Source organism: Massilia sp. IC2-476 (genome assembly GCF_020707295.1).
Taxonomy (GTDB): Bacteria; Pseudomonadota; Gammaproteobacteria; order Burkholderiales; family Burkholderiaceae_D; genus Telluria.
In genome coordinates, this window is record NZ_JAJFER010000010.1 from 61734 (window position 1) to 76808 (window position 15075).

The 15075-nt window shown below is 66.5% G+C and carries 16 protein-coding genes; 6 read left to right on the forward strand and 10 right to left on the reverse strand.

Annotated elements, in window-relative coordinates; translation table 11 throughout:
* Positions 1-224: 224 nt before the first annotated feature.
* The 6 genes from dksA to LK539_RS22170 all read left to right on the forward strand — a co-directional run bounded on the left by dksA (position 225) and on the right by LK539_RS22170 (position 5261).
* Complete coding sequence (gene dksA / locus LK539_RS22145; RefSeq protein WP_227803235.1) at positions 225-677, forward strand: RNA polymerase-binding protein DksA; 453 nt, start codon at positions 225-227, stop codon at positions 675-677.
* Positions 678-890: 213 nt separating this feature from the next.
* Complete coding sequence (locus tag LK539_RS22150) at positions 891-2174, forward strand: hypothetical protein (protein WP_227803236.1); 1284 nt, start codon at positions 891-893, stop codon at positions 2172-2174.
* Between the two features lie 102 nt (positions 2175-2276).
* Complete coding sequence (hslV, locus tag LK539_RS22155; protein WP_227803237.1) at positions 2277-2813, forward strand: ATP-dependent protease subunit HslV; 537 nt, start codon at positions 2277-2279, stop codon at positions 2811-2813.
* Positions 2814-2827: 14 nt separating this feature from the next.
* The gene (gene hslU / locus LK539_RS22160) at positions 2828-4162 is read left to right on the forward strand and encodes an ATP-dependent protease ATPase subunit HslU (protein ID WP_227803303.1); all 1335 of its coding nucleotides are present in this window, start codon (positions 2828-2830) and stop codon (positions 4160-4162) included.
* Between the two features lie 23 nt (positions 4163-4185).
* Positions 4186-4389: a hypothetical protein gene (locus tag LK539_RS22165; protein ID WP_227803238.1), complete on the forward strand. Its 204-nt coding sequence runs from the start codon at positions 4186-4188 to the stop codon at positions 4387-4389.
* A 137-nt stretch (positions 4390-4526) separates the two neighbouring features.
* Positions 4527-5261 carry a helix-turn-helix transcriptional regulator gene (locus LK539_RS22170; protein ID WP_227803239.1) on the forward strand — a complete coding sequence of 245 codons (735 nt, stop codon included), beginning with the start codon at positions 4527-4529 and terminating at the stop codon, positions 5259-5261.
* 7 nt (positions 5262-5268) lie between these two features.
* Here the strand turns inward: LK539_RS22170 and LK539_RS22175 are convergent, their stop codons facing one another.
* The 10 genes from LK539_RS22175 to gspE form a co-directional block, all read right to left on the reverse strand.
* A complete protein-coding gene (locus tag LK539_RS22175; protein WP_227803240.1) occupies positions 5269-5709 on the reverse strand; it encodes an FKBP-type peptidyl-prolyl cis-trans isomerase in 441 nt (146 codons plus the stop codon).
* Positions 5710-5761: 52 nt separating this feature from the next.
* Positions 5762-6310 carry a TMEM175 family protein gene (locus LK539_RS22180; protein ID WP_227803304.1) on the reverse strand — a complete coding sequence of 183 codons (549 nt, stop codon included), beginning with the start codon at positions 6308-6310 and terminating at the stop codon, positions 5762-5764.
* Between the two features lie 8 nt (positions 6311-6318).
* Positions 6319-6999, reverse strand: a complete 681-nt coding sequence (locus tag LK539_RS22185; RefSeq protein ID WP_227803241.1) for a YoaK family protein — start codon at positions 6997-6999, stop codon at positions 6319-6321.
* 2 nt (positions 7000-7001) lie between these two features.
* Entirely contained in the window at positions 7002-8882 is a 1881-nt protein-coding gene (locus LK539_RS22190) for an amidohydrolase (RefSeq protein WP_227803242.1), read from the reverse strand.
* 61 nt (positions 8883-8943) lie between these two features.
* Complete coding sequence (locus LK539_RS22195; RefSeq protein ID WP_227803243.1) at positions 8944-9636, reverse strand: hydrolase; 693 nt, start codon at positions 9634-9636, stop codon at positions 8944-8946.
* A 39-nt stretch (positions 9637-9675) separates the two neighbouring features.
* Positions 9676-9921: a XapX domain-containing protein gene (locus LK539_RS22200; protein WP_373889587.1), complete on the reverse strand. Its 246-nt coding sequence runs from the start codon at positions 9919-9921 to the stop codon at positions 9676-9678.
* Between the two features lie 330 nt (positions 9922-10251).
* Positions 10252-11541, reverse strand: a complete 1290-nt coding sequence (locus LK539_RS22205) for an amidohydrolase family protein (RefSeq protein ID WP_307729132.1) — start codon at positions 11539-11541, stop codon at positions 10252-10254.
* A 110-nt stretch (positions 11542-11651) separates the two neighbouring features.
* On the reverse strand, positions 11652-12395 hold the full coding sequence (locus LK539_RS22210) for a hypothetical protein (protein WP_227803244.1): 744 nt from the start codon (positions 12393-12395) through the stop codon (positions 11652-11654).
* A 21-nt stretch (positions 12396-12416) separates the two neighbouring features.
* Positions 12417-13637, reverse strand: a complete 1221-nt coding sequence (gspF, locus tag LK539_RS22215; RefSeq protein WP_227803245.1) for a type II secretion system inner membrane protein GspF — start codon at positions 13635-13637, stop codon at positions 12417-12419.
* A gap of 9 nt (positions 13638-13646) precedes the next feature.
* A complete protein-coding gene (gspE, locus tag LK539_RS22220; RefSeq protein WP_227803246.1) occupies positions 13647-15068 on the reverse strand; it encodes a type II secretion system ATPase GspE in 1422 nt (473 codons plus the stop codon).
* Positions 15069-15075 lie beyond the last annotated feature (7 nt).

Below are 15075 nucleotides of genomic sequence, written 5' to 3' on the forward strand. Positions count from 1 at the left end.
CTACATCAGTTTTGCGGGCGCGCCATGGCCCGCCTGACGCCCTGCCACAGGGTTGGCGGGCCGCGGCGCTACCGCGCACATCGTCCTGCCGCCAGCCGGCGTGTCGGGACAGGCAGTGAAGGACGGCGGTCGCCGTCCGGGCAGCGCTCACATATGCATGAGTTGCAAATGTGCTAATGCTGAGTTGCTGCTAAAATGAAAACCTCTGTCGTATCGAAGGCATCATGACTAAAACAACGAAACCGAATACCGCCGCGCAGCTCGAAGAACGCCTTCTGACGGAAGAAGAAATTCGGGCGATGAGCGACGACGACTACATGAATCCGGCACAGCTGGCGTTCTTCCGTAACCGCCTGCAAGAGCTCGAGAAAGAGCTGCTGAAAAATGCCGGCGAGACCACGGAACACCTGCGCGAGACCGTGCTGGTGCCGGACCCGGCCGACCGCGCGACCATCGAAGAAGAACACGCGCTGGAACTGCGTACCCGCGACCGTGAACGCAAGCTGCTCAAGAAGGTCCAGCAATCGCTGCAGGCCATCGAGAACGGCGAGTACGGCTGGTGCGACGAAACCGGCGAACCGATCGGCGTTGCGCGCCTGATCGCCCGCCCGACCGCGACCCTGTCGCTGGAAGCCCAGCAGCGCCGCGAACTGAAGCAGAAGCTGTACGGCGACTGATTCTTCCCCCCTCCACAAGAAAAGCATGCACCGCAAGGCGCATGCTTTTTTTATGCGCGCCAATACCTGGCGTGCATATCTTTTGTTTCCCATCGGATACACTAGCGGACGGCGTGCGTGAAGCGCGTGCGCGCAGCACGTGCCGCGCGCAGCCGTGCTACCGTCATGTTCGTGCCGAGCAGGTGTGTAGGTAACTATTGATCCGCGGGGACCATGGGGCTGTTCTCCTTCCTGAAGAAAAAAAGCGATCCGGCAGACGCGGAGCTCGTCGTGCTGGACACGCGCCTGCGCGCGGGCGAGCCTTCGCGCCTGGACAGCGAGGCTGAACGGGAGCGCCAGCGCGCCATCGCCCGCGCCACCGCCGCCAAGATCGACGAGATCGAGCTGGCGATGGCCTCCGACATTTTCGATGACGAGCCGGCCTGGGGCAGCGCGGCGCGCCACCCGGCCGCGGCTGCCCCTGCGGCCCCTCAGGCAGTGCCCGCCGAGGAACTGCCCGACGCCGCCGCCCTGCCCGCCAGCGCGCCGGCCGTCGAGGAAAGCGCCATCCTGTACGCCAACGGCCAGGCTGCGGCCGCCGAAAGCCTGCTGCGCGACAGCCTGCAGGACTTCGGCCGCCACGAACGCCTGCCGTGGTGGATGCTGTTCGACCTGTACCAGGCCACCGGCCAGGAAGCGGCCTTCGAGAGCATCGCGATCGACTACGCCAGCCACTTCGAAACCTCGCCGCCGGCCTGGCAGCCGCTCCTGCCCGGCCCCGGCACGCCGCAATCGGCCGGCGTGGCCGCCACCGAAAGCCTCGGCCCCGTGCTCGACGACGCCATCGCCCCGCGCCTGGCGCGCCTGCTGGCATCGAACGCGGCGCTGGTGCGTATCGAGCTGGGCGCGGTGCGCAGCGCCGACGCCGGAGGCTGCGCCCAGCTGCTGCAGGCCCTGCAGACGCTGCGCAAGGAAGGGCGCGAGCTGGTGCTGGCCGGCGCCGACACCCTGATGACGACCCTGCGGCCCATGCTGGCGGTGGGCGACCGCGCCTCCGGCGAGGCGCCCTGGCTGCTGCTGCTCGAACTGCTGCTGCTGTCGAACCGCGAGAAGGATTTCGAAGAGTCGGCGATGGATTACTGCGTCACCTTCGAGGTCTCGCCGCCCTCCTTCGAAGCGCCAAGGCGCGTCTCGACCGCGGCGCCGGCGGCGGGCAGCGGCGACCGCTTCCTGCTGCCGGCGCTGGCAACAGGCGACTGCGCGGCCCTGCTCGACGCCATCGATGCCTATGCCGCCGGGCGCGACCTGCTGGTGCTGGACTGCTCGCGCCTGGCGCGCATGGACTATGCCTGCGCCACCGCCCTGCAGGGCCCCTTGCGCGTGCATACGGAGCAAGGACGCCGCGTCGAGCTGCGCGAGCTGAACCACCTGGCGGCAGCCCTGCTGCGCCTGCTCGGATACGGACAGGAGACCGAGAAACTGCGGGACAGCCTGCGGCTCTACCCGCACCGTTACTGAACATCGACCGTTTTTCCTGCGCGACAGTTTTTAGCCGCGCTTGTCTTGCAATTTAATGCACTCACCCCATCTGCGGGTGGCTAGACAACCACGAGGCTAAAAATGGAACAATTTCACGGCACCACCATCGTCAGTGTGAGGCGCGGCAGTCAGGTCGCGCTGGGCGGCGATGGCCAGGTCACGCTGGGCAACGTCGTTATGAAGGGCTCGGCGCGCAAGGTGCGCAAGCTGTACCAGGGCAAGGTCCTGTGCGGATTCGCCGGCGCCACCGCCGATGCCTTCACCCTGCTCGACCGCTTTGAAGCCAAGCTGGAAAAGCACCAGGGCAACCTGATGCGCGCCTCGGTCGAACTGGCCAAGGACTGGCGCACCGACCGCATGCTGAGCAAGCTCGAGGCCATGCTGCTGGTCGCCGACAAGGAAGTGACCCTGATCATCACCGGCAACGGCGACGTGCTCGAGCCGACCGACGGCATCGGCGCGATCGGCTCGGGCGGCGTGTACGCGCAGTCGGCTGCCAAGGCCCTGTACGAGAACACCGACATGGCGCCCGCGGAGGTCGTCAAGAAATCGCTCACCATCGCCGGCGAGCTGTGCATCTACACCAACCTGAACCACATCATCGAGACCCTGGAATGAACCAGTCCCCCATCATGAACATGACGCCCCCCGAGATCGTCTCGGAGCTGGACAAGCACGTGGTCGGCCAGGGCAAGGCCAAGCGCGCGGTCGCGATCGCGCTGCGCAACCGCTGGCGCCGCCAGCAGGTACAGGAACCGCTGCGCCACGAGATCACCCCCAAGAACATCCTGATGATCGGCCCGACCGGCGTCGGCAAGACCGAAATCGCGCGCCGCCTGGCCAAGCTGGCCGACGCGCCCTTCATCAAGATCGAAGCGACCAAGTTCACCGAGGTCGGCTATGTCGGCCGCGACGTCGACACCATCATCCGCGACCTGATCGACATCGGCGTCAAGCAGACCCGTCTCAGTGAGCAGAAGAAGGTGCGCCAGCGCGCCGAGGACGCGGCCGAAGACCGCATCATCGACATCCTGGTGCCGCCGGCGCGCGACTTCGGCTTCAACGTGAGCAACGGCGACAGCAAGGAAGGCGACGCCACCCGCCAGACCTTCAGGAAGCGCCTGCGCGAAGGCTCGCTCGACGAGCGCGAGATCGAGATCGACGTGGCCGAACCGAGCCCGCAGATGGAAATCATGGCGCCGCCGGGCATGGAAGAAATGACCGAGCAGATCAAGTCGATGTTCGCGGGCGTCGGCAATGCGCGCAAGAAGCCGCGCAAGCTCAAGATCAAGGACGCGATGAAGCTGCTGGTCGACGAGGAAGCCGCCAAGCTCGTCAACGAGGACGAGCTCAAGCAGAAGGCGATCGCCAACGTCGAGCAGAACGGCATCGTGTTCCTGGACGAGATCGACAAGATCGCGACCCGCTCCGAGCACGGCGGCGCCGACGTCTCGCGCGCCGGCGTGCAGCGCGACCTGCTGCCGCTGGTCGAGGGCACCACGGTGAACACCAAGTACGGCATGATCAAGACCGACCACATCCTGTTCATCGCCTCGGGCGCGTTCCACCTGTCGAAACCATCGGACCTGATCCCGGAGCTGCAGGGCCGCTTCCCGATCCGCGTCGAGCTGGAATCGCTGTCGATCGAGGACTTCAAGAGCATCCTGACCTCGACCGACGCCAGCCTGACCAAGCAGTATGAAGCGCTGCTCGCGACCGAGGGCGTGAAGGTCGACTTCACGGAGGAAGGCATCCACCGCCTGGCCGAGATCGCGTTCTCCGTCAACGAGCGCACCGAAAACATCGGCGCGCGCCGCCTGTACACGGTGATGGAAAAGCTGCTCGAGGAAGTCTCGTTCACGGCCGGCGCGGAAAAAGACCAGACGGTCACGATCGACGGCGCCTATGTCAACGCAAGGCTGGACGCGCTGGCGGTCAACGAAGACCTGTCCAGGTACGTGCTGTAATCATTGTTGAAGGAGGACTGGCGATGGCAAACAAGGCACTGGCGACGCGGCAAAAGATGCGGCTGCGGGTGGAGCCGTCCCAGAATTTCGGCAAGCCGCGCAACCCGATCGCAGCCCTGGCCAAGGCCAGGTCCGCCGGGGCACACGCGAAGCCACTCTCGAACGAGCGGCAGGAGGCCAAGCGCATGCTGAAGAAGGTCAAGCTGGTCGCGGACGACGAAGAGTAAACCTTTCACCTCCCCAGACTTTCCCCTTGGCGGGCCGCGCGAGCGTGCCCGCCTTTTTTGTGTCCGACTCAGCGTGGATATTGCCTGGAGCACTGTTCACAGGTAAATTCACTCGACATTACACATTCAGGAAAACCATGAGTTCACCGGAGCTGGTACTCGACGTGCTGCGCGCCGAACTGCGGGCGGCAGGCATCACCTACAAAAGCCTCGCGGACCGCATCGGCGTGAGCGAATCGAGCGTGAAGCGCATGTTCGGGCAGAAAGACATGGCCCTGTCGCGCCTGGCCCAGATCTGCCAGGTGACCGGCATCGCCCTGGAAGACGTGCTGCGCCGCGCCGCCGACGCCCGGCCCCAGGCCGACGCCCTGACGCTGCCGCAGGAAACCTCGCTGGTGGCCAACCCGCGCCTGCTCCTGATGGCGATCTGCTGCCTCGGACACTGGTCGCTGGAACAGGTGATCGAGACCTATCGCCTGACGGAACCGGAATGCATCACCCTGCTGGCCGAACTCGACCGGCTGGGGCTGATCGAACTCAAACCCCTGAACCGCTACAGCCTGCGCGTGTCGAATGCTTTCCGCTGGCTGCCGGGCGGCCCGGTGCAGCGTTACTTCCGCGAGCACGTGGTGGCCGACTATTTCGCGGGCGGCTTCGACCGCCCGGGCGAGACCCTGATGTGCCTGCCCGCGCGCCTGTCCAGCGCCAGCGCCCAGGAACTGGCCCAGAAGATCGAGGGTCTGGCCGGCGAACTGGCGCGCCTGCACCGCAACGACCGCCGGCTGCCCCCGCCGGAACGCGACGGCTATACCCTGCTGCTGGGCTTCCGGTCCTGGGAGTTTGCCGCATTCACGGCCTTGCGGCGGAGCTAGGAAGCGCTCAGCGCACGTCCAGCAGTTCGATATCGAAGATCAGGGTGGCGTTCGGCGGAATCGGACCGACGCCGGAGGCGCCGTAGCCTTTGTCGGCCGGCACGATCAGGGTGCGCTTGCCGCCCACCTTCATGCCCTGCACGCCTTCGTCCCAGCCCGGGATCACCTGGCCGCCGGCGACCTGGAAGCTGAAGGGCTCGCGGCCCACCGAGGAATCGAACTGGGCGCCGTGCTGGGCCTCGGCCTTCGGGTCGTACAGCCAGCCGGTGTAGTTCACGACGGCAGTGCTGCCGGCCACGGCTTCCTTGCCGGTGCCGGTAACGGTGTCGATCTTCTGCAGGGCGGCGGCGCCCGCCTGCGGCGCCTGCGGGGCTTCGTTACGCTTGCAGGCGGTGACGCTCATGGTCAATGCCAGGCCGAGGAGGCAGGAGGAAATCAGCTTGTTCATGGGTTCTTTCGTGGTTGCGTGATTGCCGCTGGAGCATACAGCGTGGATGCCTTCATGACAATACGCGCCCTTCCGGCATCAGCCACAGGATCGCCAGCAGCACGTGGATCAGCGCGCCCAGCGGCGGATACCACAGCGACAGCACGACGGCCAGGGCGTATAGGAGGATCGAGATCCGGTTCTTGCGGCTGCCCCAGGCCATCGCGTGCCTGGCGTCGACGTCCAGGCGCCAGGACAGCAGCATGAAGGAGATCGAGCACAGCAGCAGCACCACGCCGTACAGCGCCACCGGCACGGGCGCCATCGGGTGCTCGCCGGCCCAGGCGGTCACCCAGGGAATCAGCGACATCCAGAACAGCAGGTGCAGGTTGGCCCACAGGGCCGCGCCGTCCACCTTCGCCACCCGGTCCAGCAGCGCATGGTGGTTGACCCAGTAGATGCCGACGTAGACGAAGCTGAGCGCATAGCGCAGCCAGCCCGGCAGCGTCTCCAGCAGGTCGGCGACTTCGGTGCCGTGCGGCGGCTGCAGCTCCAGCACCATGATCGTGATGATGATGGCGATGACGCCGTCGCTGAAGGCCTCGAGGCGGTTCTTGCTCATCGCGAGATTCACGCCGCCTCCGGTTCCGGCAGCACCAGGTGCAGGCACAGGATCGCGACCGGCACGATCAAGGCCACGAAACCGACGGCGAGGTAGGCAAAGGCAGCCAGCGCGCAGCCGAGGGCGAAGGCCAGCACCGGCCAGAAGAACTTGGCGCAGCGGGCTTTTGTCGCCGCGTCGGCGGCGCCGCGCAGGCGGTCGACCGTGTCGATCACGAGCTGGGTCACGTTCCCCGTCATCATCGAGGTCGGCGCCAGGTGGGTGAGCAGCAGCTTGCTGGCCGCGCTGTGCGCGCCCATTGCCCCGGCGCCCAGCAGGCCGGCAGCCATCGCCAGCGCGCCGACATGATCACCCACCGGCTCGGCCAGCATGCCGCACACCATGAAACCCAGCAGCAGCACCAGCTGCAGCGCATAGGATGGCTTCACCGCGGAGCTGCCGCGCCGCTCGCAGCGCGCCACCAGCAGCCGCGCCGCCGCCACGCCCAGGATAAAGGCCGGGAAGGCCAGCAGCTTGAGCAGCGAAGGTGTCTGCGCCGGGTCGGCCAGGGACACCGCGATCAGCACGAAGTTGCCGGTGACGTGGGCCGTGAACAGGCCGAACAGGGCGATGAAGCCGAGGGTGTCGACATAGCCGGCCAAAAAGCCCATGCCTATGCCCTGCAGGCGCTGGAAGGAAGCGGTCTTCATGTTCAGAACGCGAAGCAGCTGCAACCGAAGGCGCCCCAGAAGCCGCCGAAGTCTGACACGGGAACATTCGACTTGCGCGCGCGGTCGTGGCTGTGGGCATGCACGCCACAGGGGCCGCTGCACTGGTGCGGCAGGGCCATGTGCGACTGCTGCGCTTGGGGGGCCGCCTTGCGCCAGTGGCCCGGCACCTTCTGGACCGGCGACCATTCCGGCAGCACCGGGATCGGCGCCGGGCCCAGATCGCTGAATTCGGCAGCGCCGTAGACCACCTTGCCGCCCACGATGGTCAGGACCGATTCGATCGCCTTGATGTCTTCGGCGTCCACGGTGAAAAAGTCTTCGGACAGCGCCACCAGGTCGGCCAGCATGCCTTCCTGGATGCGGCCCTTGCGCCCCTGTTCGTTCGAGAACCAGGCGCTGCCCGCGGTCCACAGTTCGAGTGCGACGCCGCGGTCGAGCAGGCCGTTCTCGCCGTACAGCGGCAGGCCGCCGACGGTGCGGCCGGTGACTAGCCAGTACAAGGCGGTCCACGGGTTGTAGCTGGCCACGCGGGTGGCGTCGGTGCCGGCGCCCACCGGCACGCCCATTTCCAGCATGGTCTTCACCGGCGGCGTGGCCTTGGCCGCTTCCGCGCCGTAGCGGTCGACGAAGTACTCGCCCTGGAAGGCCATGCGGTGCTGGATCGCGATGCCGCCGCCCAGCGCTTTCACGCGCTCGATGTTGGCCGGGCTGATGGTTTCGCAGTGGTCGAACATCCAGTGCAGGCCGTCGAAGGGAATCTCGCGGTTGATCTTCTCGAACACGTCGAGCATGCGGCTGATCGATTCGTCGTAGGTGGCGTGCAGGCGGAAGGGCCAGCGCTCGCTCACCAAGTGGCGCACCACCCGTTCCAGCTCGCCTTCCATGCCTTCGGCCAGCTCCGGACGCGGCTCCAGGAAGTCCTCGAAGTCGGCGGCCGAGAACACCAGCATCTCGCCGGCGCCATTGTGGCGGTAGTAGTCGCTGCCCTGCCCCGGCGTCACCATGCCGGTCCAGCGCTGGAAGTCTTCCAGCTCCTGGCCCTTGTTCTGGGTGAACAGGTTGTAGGCGATGCGGATGGTGAGCTGCTCGGCGCGGTCGAGTTCTTCGATGACATTGTAGTCTTCGGGGTAGTTCTGGAAGCCGCCGCCGGCGTCGATCGCGCTGGTGATGCCGAGGCGGTTCAGCTCGCGCATGAACTGGCGCGTCGAATTCACCTGCAGGTCGTAGGGCAGCTTCGGCCCCTTGGCCAGGGTCGCGTACAGGATCATCGCGTTGGGACGGGCGATCAGCATGCCGGTCGGGTTGCCCGCGGCGTCGCGCTGGATCTCGCCGCCCGGAGGATTCGGCGTGTCTTTGGTATAGCCGACGGCGCGCAGGGCGGCGCGGTTGAGCAGCGCGCGGTCGTACAGGTGCAGGATGAACACCGGGGTGTCGGGCGCGGCGGCGTTGATCTCTTCCAGCGTCGGCATGCGCTTTTCCGCGAACTGGAATTCGTTCCAGCCGCCCACCACGCGCACCCACTGCGGGTTCGGGGTACGGTCAGCCTGGTCCTTCAGCATGCGCAGGGCATCTGCCAGGGAGGGGACGCCTTCCCAGCGCAGTTCCAGGTTGTAGTTCAGGCCACCGCGGATCAGGTGCAGGTGCGAATCGTTCAGGCCGGGGATCACGGTGCGGCCGTTCAGGTCGATCACCTGGCTGCCCGCCTGTGCGAAGCGCATCACGTGCTCACGGTCGCCCACGGCGAGGAAGCGGCCGTCCTGGATGGCGACGGCGCTGGCCTGCGGGCGGGCGCGGTCGAGGGTGGCGAACTTGCCGTTGACGAGGATGAGCGGCGCGGCGCTCGGGGTGGACTGTGCTTGCATGCTGTCTGCTCCTGGCTGGATGGCGGCGGTCCGCCGTCGGGCGGACCGGAACTCGTTGTACTTAGCGGACCGGGGCCGGAACCGGCGCCAGCACTTCGTTCGTGCCCTGGTTGCGGGCCGCTGCCTTGTGGACCATGGTGTAGGCATAGTCCACGCCCATGCCATAGGCGCCCGAGTGTTCGGTGACGATCTTGATGACGGCGTCGTAGGTGTCGCGGTGCGCCCAGTCGCGCTGCCACTCCAGCAGCACCTGCTGCCAGGTGACCGGGACCACACCGGCCTGCACCATGCGCTGCATCGCGAAGTCATGGGCGTCCTTCGAGGTGCCGCCCGAGGCGTCGGCCACCATGTAGATCTCGTACTCGCCTTCCAGCATGGCGCACAGGGCGAAGGTGGTGTTGCAGACTTCGGTCCAGAGGCCGGCCACGACGACCTTCTTCTTGCCGTTGCGGGCCAGCGCGTCGCGCACCTTCTGGTCGTCCCAGGAGTTCATCGAGGTGCGCTCGAGGATCGGGTGGTCCGGGAACACGTCCAGGATTTCCGGGTAGGTCTTGCCGGAGAAGGACTCGGTCTCGACGGTCGTGATGATGGTCGGGATATTGAAGGCCTTGGCAGCCTTGGCCAGGCCGACCACGTTGTTCTTCAGGGTCTGGCGGTCGATCGACTGCACGCCGAAGGCCATTTGCGGCTGGTGGTCGATGATGATCAGCTGCGAGTTTTCCGGGGTCAGGACTTCCAGTTTAGCGTTGCTCATGATGTTCTCCTTCAGTAAATGTTGGACTGCGGTTGGACTTCAGTTCTTGCTATCGTCTTTGGCGTTCGACACGCCGGTGATACGGGGCTGGCATTCGCTGGCGAACCAGGCTTTGGTAATCGGTACGCCTTCGATCACGCGCTTGGCGACCGGGACCACCTGTTCGCCGATCAGCATGCCGAGCAATCCGACCAGGGCGATGGCCGGTGGCGCCGGCGAGCGGACGTTGATCAGTCCATACAGGATTCCTGCGAGGATGCCGGCGCCGAGAGAAATCAGGTACATGATCAGCTCCTTGTTCTATGTGAATACCATCGAAGGTTTCGATGCTCTAGGAACAGTGATTCCCTGCTCCTTATCGCTCGTTCTCTCGATGCGATGGAGTCATTATGCGTGGCTAAAACTGAAATGAAAAACGGATAATTTGCAGCTATACAATCGAAATTTTCGAATGTTCCCATGCAGGGGCGCGGGCCGGACGGCCGCGCGGGATGCGATGGCATCCTTGCCGTATGCTGCGACGGGGATGCAAGGGAAGCAAGTTAAAACAAGTTAACCGACGTGAAAAGAAAACGGGCGCCAGAGGCGCCCGCAAGTTCAGTCGATCTGCGTGGATCAGGGGACGTTGCGCTTGACCACGTTACCGCCCAGGATCACCACCGCCGGAGCTTCCAGCAGCTGCACATTCACGGTCGGGTCGCCCTGCACCGCCACCATGTCGGCGAAGCGGCCGGCCTCGACGATGCCGACATCGCTGCGGCCCAGCGCCTCGGAGGCATTGATGGTCGCGGCCTGGATGGCTTGCACCGGCGTCATGCCGTACTTCACCATCACGGCGAACTGCTTGCCGTTGCCGCCGTGCGGGTGCACGCCGGCGTCGGTGCCGAACACCATCTTGACGCCGGCCGCGTGCGCCTTCCTGAAATTCTGGCGCTGGATTTCCGTCACCTCGCGGTCCTTGCGCAGGTTGTCTTCCAGCACGCCGTTCTTCTTGCCTTCCGCCGCCGTGTAGTCGCCGTTGTAGATGTCCATCGACAGCCAGGCGCCGTGCTTCTTCGCCAGGGCGATGCCTTCGTCGTCGATCAGGCTGGCATGCTCGATGGTGGTGACGCCGGCGCGGATCGCGTCCTTGATGCCGGCCGCGCCGTGCGCATGGGCCGCCACCTTCAGGCCCCATTGCGCAGCCTCCTCGACCGCGGCGCGCAGCTCGGCCAGGTTCATCTGCTGCTGGCCCGGTTCGGTGTTACGCGAGAACACGCCGCCGGTGGCGCAGACCTTGATCACCTGGGCGCCGTACTTGCGCAGCGCGCGCACCGACTTGCGCACTTCCTCGGGGCCGTCGGCGTTGTACGGGTTCTTCTCTTGCATCGACGGCGGGAAGTAGGTGCTGTCGCAGTGGCCGCCGGTCGCCCCGAAGGACCAGGCAGCGGGCACGATGCGCGGGCCGCGCACCTTGCCGGCAGCGATCGCCTGGCCCAGGCCGACGTCGTTCCAGTCCGAGGCGCCGACGTTGCGCACCGTGGTGAAGCCCGCGTCCAGGGTCTTGCCCGCATGGGTAACGGCGAGTGCCGACCAGAAGCGGTCGTTGTATTCGAGGTTGCTGTAGCCGCCGTAGGTGGGGTCGGAATCCAGGTGGACGTGCATGTCGATCAGGCCCGGCACCAGGGTCATGCCCGGCAGGGCGATGCGGTCGGCGCCGCCGGCGGCGGGAGCGCTGCTGTTCGGCTTGACGCTGACGATGCGGCCGTCGCGTACCAGGATTTCCGGGTTCTGCACCAGGCGTCCGGTGCGCACGTCGAGCAGGCGGTCGGCGGTGATGGTGACCTCGGCAGCCTGGGCGGCGGACCAGCTCAGGGCGGCCAGGCAAGCGAGGGCAAGGCGGGACAGGACATGGGTGCGATTCAAGAGCTACCTCCGGTGCGTTGTAGATTTAACAGCTAGCAACTTTATACCGGGATATGCATGGACCGTCCAGCACGTGGTGCGCCATAAAAAAAAGCCGCATCGCTGCGGCCTTACTGGACTTGGGGCGGCGGGCCCACCGGGCTGCCCACCGAGCGCGTTGGCGGCGGCAGCTGCACCTGGTTCGGCGGCGGCGGGTTCTGGCCCTGCTGCTGGTTGGGCTGGGCAGGCAGGGTCCCATCCGAGTTTGGCTCCGGCACGTAGCCCGCCGGTACCGCGTTTTCCGGGGTGGTCGGGGTGCCGCCTGGCGCGCCGCCCGGCGGCGGCACCGATTGCATGGTCGGCGGCGCCGCCACCACGCCCGGCGAGGTCTGCGGCTCGACGCCGGGCGCCGGCGCCGCGGCCACCGGCGCCGGTCCCACGACTGGCGGAGCCGCCATGCCGCCCGGGCTACCTGCCGCGCCGGTATCCGGCGCCAGGTCGACCCGTTTCATCACGCCGCCCTCGGACAGCATCACGTAGCGTGCGTGCACTTCTGCCACGGTCACGCCCGGCACGATCTCGCGGCCGATGCGCACCGCCTTTGGCGGCGAACCCTCGGCCACCAGGATCACGGCGCTGTTGGCGCCGGCTGCGATGACGCCGGTCAATTGGTAGTTCGAGATCGCCACCGCGGTCGGCTGGCCGCCGAACAGGTAGGCGGCCGCTTCCGGACTCGGTTCGGCCTGGGCCACGGCGGGCGGGGGCGCCAGCGGGCGCTGCTCGGGCTTGTACAGCTGCAGGAACCAGTAGGCGATCGAGGCCACCAGCAGGACCAGCGCGAGCAGGGTGAAGAGGAGAGGCAAACGCTTGTTCATGGTTTCCTTGTTATTTTTTTCTCAGCGCACCAGCTGGTTAATCTCGATGATCGGCATCAGCACCGCCAGCACGATCAGCAGCACCACCAGGCCCATGGCCAGGATCAGCACCGGCTCGAGCAGGCCGGCGATGGTCAGCGTGCGGCGCTCGAGGTCGGCCTGCTGTGAATTGGCGGCGCGCTCGAGCATGGCGGGCAGTTCGCCGGTAATCTCGCCGGCACGGATCATGTGCACCAGCATCGGCGGGAAGTGCTTCTGCGCCGACAGCGCGCGCGCCAGGCTCACGCCTTCGCGCACGCTGGCGGTGGCCTGTTCGACCAGTTCGCGCATCGCCACGTTCGACAGGGTGTCGCGGCTGGTGTCGAGCGCGCGCAGGATGGGCACGCCGGAACCGGTGGTGATCGCCAGCGTGCTGGCAAAGCGCGCCGTGTTCAGGCTGCGCTCGAATTTTCCATACACCGGGGCATTCAGCAGCCAGGTATGCCAGCGGCGTTTCAGGTCCGGGTTGCGCAGCGCGCGCCGCCACAGCCAGAACGCGCCGATGAGCAGGATCGCGACGTAGATGCCGTAGGCGCGCACGAAGTCGGAGATCGCCAGCATCATCACGGTGAGGAAAGGCAGCTTCTGCTTGGTGTTGGCAAACACCGAAACGATCTGCGGCACCACGTAGGTGAGCAGGAAGATGACGATCGCAAAGGCAACCACGGTGACGATGGCCGGATAGGTGAACGCCAGGCGCACCTTCTGCACCAGGGCGTTGCGGCGTTCGATGTAGTCGGCCAGGCGCGACAGCACGCGCGCCAGCTGGCCGATCTGCTCACCCGAGGAGACCAGGGCGCGGTAGATCTCGGCGAAGTCGCGCGGGTGGCGCGACAGCGCGCTCGAGAACGACACGCCGCCCATCACTTCGGAACGGATCGAGGCGATCAGGTCGCGCACGTAGGGACGCTCGGCCTGTTCCAGCAGGGCGGTGAACGCCTGCTCCAGCGGCAGGCCCGCTTCCAGCAGGCTGGCCAGCTGGCGCGTGAACAGGGCCAGCTCGACCTGGGACAGGCGCTCGCCCAGTCCGCGCGAACGGGCTACGCCCGCTTCGTCGACCTGGGCCGCGATCTGCTCGACCGAGAGCGGCGTCAGGCCCTGCACGCGCAGGTCGGCGCGCGCCGAACGCGGGCTGTCGGCGTTGAGCACGCCCTTCTTGGTCGCGCCGCCGGCGTCGACGGCTTCGTAGCGAAATGCCGGCATGGGCTTCCCTTAATCCTTGGTCACACGCACCAGCTCGGCGCGCGTGGTGGTGCCGTCCTGCAGCCAGCGCTCGCCGTCCTCGCGCATGGTCTTCATGCCGGCCTTTTGCGCTGTGTCGCGGATCTCGGCTTCCGAGGCCTGGTTGTGGATCTGGGCCCGGATTTCCTCGGTGGTCTCGAGCAGCTCGTAGACGCCGACGCGGCCGTGGTAGCCGGTGTGGCCGCAGCGTTCGCAGCCCACCGCGTGCCAGCCGCTGGCATCGCTGACCTTGCAGTGCACGCAGAGTTTGCGCACCAGGCGCTGCGCCATCACGCCCAGCAAAGATGACGATAGCAGGAACGGTTCGATGCCCATGTCCAGCAGGCGGGTCACGGCCGAGGCCGCATCATTGGTGTGCAGGGTCGCCAGCACCAGGTGGCCGGTGAGCGAAGCCTGCACCGCGATCTGCGCCGTTTCCAGGTCGCGGATCTCGCCGATCATGATCACGTCCGGGTCCTGGCGCAGGATCGCGCGCAGGGCCTTGGCGAAGGTCATGTCGATGCGGGCGTTGACCTGGGTCTGGCCGACGCCGTTGAGGTCGTATTCGATCGGGTCTTCCACCGTCATGATGTTGGTGGTGGCCGCGTTCAGGCGCGACAGCGCCGCGTACAGCGTGGTCGTCTTACCGGAACCGGTCGGGCCCGTGACCAGCACGATGCCGTGCGGCTGGTTGATCAGGCGGTCGAACTGTGGCAGCAGCGCCGGGCTCATGCCCAGGTGGCTCAAGTCCAGGCGCCCCGCTTCCTTGTCGAGCAGACGCAGCACGGCGCGTTCGCCATGCCCGGTCGGCAGGGTCGAGACGCGCACGTCGACCGGCTTGCCGCCGATGCGCAGGGTGATGCGGCCGTCCTGCGGCAGGCGCTTCTCGGCGATGTCGAGCTGCGACATGATCTTGATACGCGAGATCAGGGAAGCGTGGATGGCCTTCTTGGGCCGTACGATGTCGCGCAGCGCGCCGTCGACGCGGAAGCGCACCACCGAGGTCTGTTCGAAAGGCTCGATGTGGATATCGGACGCGCCTTCGCGCAGCGATTGCGTCAGCAGCGCGTTGATCATGCGGATGACCGGAGCGTCGTCCGAGGATTCCAGCAGGTCTTCGATGGCCGGCACGTCCTGCAGCAGGCGCGTAAGGTCGAGGTCGGCGTCGAATTCGTCGACCACCTGCGAAGCGTCGCCGCCGGTGCCGGCATAGGCCTTGGCGATGGCGTCGTCGAGCTCGCCGCGGTCGAGGCGGCGCAGGGTGATGCGGCCGAAACGGCGCGAGACTTCCGCGATCGCGGCCGGGGCCGTGGCGCCGGAGACGAGGACTTCGATCGCCTGGCCCGGTTCGTCTCCACCGCGCGCCAGCACGCCGTGGTCACGGGCAAAGGCGAAAGGCAACAAATTGTTCATGGTCAGC

Coding starts and splice junctions, on each gene's coding strand:
- hslV (WP_227803237.1), top strand. CDS start 2,277: ATGGAACAATTTCACGGCACCACCATCGTCAGTGTGAGGCGCGGCAGT.
- hslU (WP_227803303.1), top strand. CDS start 2,828: ATGAACATGACGCCCCCCGAGATCGTCTCGGAGCTGGACAAGCACGTG.
- LK539_RS22170 (WP_227803239.1), top strand. CDS start 4,527: ATGAGTTCACCGGAGCTGGTACTCGACGTGCTGCGCGCCGAACTGCGG.
- gspE (WP_227803246.1), bottom strand. CDS start 15,068: ATGAACAATTTGTTGCCTTTCGCCTTTGCCCGTGACCACGGCGTGCTG.
- LK539_RS22150 (WP_227803236.1), top strand. CDS start 891: ATGGGGCTGTTCTCCTTCCTGAAGAAAAAAAGCGATCCGGCAGACGCG.
- LK539_RS22195 (WP_227803243.1), bottom strand. CDS start 9,636: ATGAGCAACGCTAAACTGGAAGTCCTGACCCCGGAAAACTCGCAGCTG.
- LK539_RS22210 (WP_227803244.1), bottom strand. CDS start 12,395: ATGAACAAGCGTTTGCCTCTCCTCTTCACCCTGCTCGCGCTGGTCCTG.
- LK539_RS22165 (WP_227803238.1), top strand. CDS start 4,186: ATGGCAAACAAGGCACTGGCGACGCGGCAAAAGATGCGGCTGCGGGTG.
- dksA (WP_227803235.1), top strand. CDS start 225: ATGACTAAAACAACGAAACCGAATACCGCCGCGCAGCTCGAAGAACGC.
- LK539_RS22180 (WP_227803304.1), bottom strand. CDS start 6,310: ATGAGCAAGAACCGCCTCGAGGCCTTCAGCGACGGCGTCATCGCCATC.
- gspF (WP_227803245.1), bottom strand. CDS start 13,637: ATGCCGGCATTTCGCTACGAAGCCGTCGACGCCGGCGGCGCGACCAAG.
- LK539_RS22200 (WP_373889587.1), bottom strand. CDS start 9,921: ATGTACCTGATTTCTCTCGGCGCCGGCATCCTCGCAGGAATCCTGTAT.
- LK539_RS22190 (WP_227803242.1), bottom strand. CDS start 8,882: ATGCAAGCACAGTCCACCCCGAGCGCCGCGCCGCTCATCCTCGTCAAC.
- LK539_RS22175 (WP_227803240.1), bottom strand. CDS start 5,709: ATGAACAAGCTGATTTCCTCCTGCCTCCTCGGCCTGGCATTGACCATG.
- LK539_RS22185 (WP_227803241.1), bottom strand. CDS start 6,999: ATGAAGACCGCTTCCTTCCAGCGCCTGCAGGGCATAGGCATGGGCTTT.